Annotated in this window: 1 rRNA gene; it reads right to left on the bottom strand. The window is 56.9% G+C overall.

Going from position 1 to position 1,791, the window contains the following annotated elements:
* Window positions 1–7: 7 nt before the first annotated feature.
* Window positions 8–1,791: ribosomal RNA gene (locus tag ABZV31_RS38265) — 23S ribosomal RNA — on the bottom strand; the annotation flags it as partial.

Genomic DNA, 1,791 nt, shown 5'->3' with positions numbered 1-1,791 from the left:
AGCATCTATGGACAAGCCCTCGGCCTATTAGTACCGGTCACCTCCACACGTTACCGTGCTTCCAGATCCGGCCTATCAACCCAGTCGTCTACTGGGAGCCTTACCCCATCAAGTGGGTGGGAGTCCTCATCTCGAAGCAGGCTTCCCGCTTAGATGCTTTCAGCGGTTATCCCTCCCGAACGTAGCCAACCAGCCATGCCCTTGGCAGAACAACTGGCACACCAGAGGTTCGTCCGTCCCGGTCCTCTCGTACTAGGGACAGCCCTTCTCAAGACTCCTACGCGCACAGCGGATAGGGACCGAACTGTCTCACGACGTTCTAAACCCAGCTCGCGTACCGCTTTAATGGGCGAACAGCCCAACCCTTGGGACCGACTCCAGCCCCAGGATGCGACGAGCCGACATCGAGGTGCCAAACCATCCCGTCGATATGGACTCTTGGGGAAGATCAGCCTGTTATCCCCGGGGTACCTTTTATCCGTTGAGCGACGGCGCTTCCACAAGCCACCGCCGGATCACTAGTCCCGACTTTCGTCCCTGCTCGACCCGTCGGTCTCACAGTCAAGCTCCCTTGTGCACTTACACTCAACACCTGATTGCCAACCAGGCTGAGGGAACCTTTGGGCGCCTCCGTTACCCTTTAGGAGGCAACCGCCCCAGTTAAACTACCCATCAGACACTGTCCCTGATCCGGATCACGGACCCAGGTTAGACATCCAGCACGACCAGAGTGGTATTTCAACGACGACTCCACGGACACTGGCGTGCCCGCTTCACAGTCTCCCACCTATCCTACACAAGCCGAACCGAACACCAATATCAAACTGTAGTAAAGGTCCCGGGGTCTTTCCGTCCTGCTGCGCGAAACGAGCATCTTTACTCGTAGTGCAATTTCACCGGGCCTATGGTTGAGACAGTCGAGAAGTCGTTACGCCATTCGTGCAGGTCGGAACTTACCCGACAAGGAATTTCGCTACCTTAGGATGGTTATAGTTACCACCGCCGTTTACTGGCGCTTAAGTTCTCAGCTTCGCCCACCCGAAGGTGAGCTAACCGGTCCCCTTAACGTTCCAGCACCGGGCAGGCGTCAGTCCGTATACATCGCCTTACGGCTTCGCACGGACCTGTGTTTTTAGTAAACAGTCGCTTCTCGCTGGTCTCTGCGGCCACCCCCAGCTCAAGGAGTAAATCCCATCACCGGAGCCGGCCCCCCTTCTCCCGAAGTTACGGGGGCATTTTGCCGAGTTCCTTAACCATAGTTCACCCGAACGCCTCGGTATTCTCTACCTGACCACCTGAGTCGGTTTAGGGTACGGGCCGCCATGAAACTCGCTAGAGGCTTTTCTCGACAGCATAGGATCATCCACTTCGCCACAATCGGCTCGGCATCAGGTCTCAGCCATATGCAAGGCGGATTTGCCTACCTCGCGGCCTACACCCTTACCCCGGGACAACCACCGCCCGGGATGGACTACCTTCCTGCGTCACCCCATCACTCACCTACTACCGTCTTGGTTCGGCGGCTCCACCACTTTCCTTTCCCCGAAGGGTCCGGAACGGCTTCACGGCCTTAGCATCAACGGGCTCGATGTTTGACGCTTCACAGCGGGTACCGGAATATCAACCGGTTATCCATCGACTACGCCTGTCGGCCTCGCCTTAGGTCCCGACTTACCCTGGGCAGATCAGCTTGACCCAGGAACCCTTAGTCAATCGGCGCAAACGTTTCTCACGTTTGTATCGCTACTCATGCCTGCATTCTCACTCGTCAACCGTCCACAACTACCTTCC

The sequence above is a fragment of the Streptomyces sp. NPDC005202 genome (assembly GCF_040608235.1).
GTDB lineage: Bacteria > Actinomycetota > Actinomycetes > Streptomycetales > Streptomycetaceae > Streptomyces.
The sequence above is the reverse complement of the archived record's forward strand: the minus strand, read 5'-3'. Positions and strand labels throughout refer to the sequence as shown.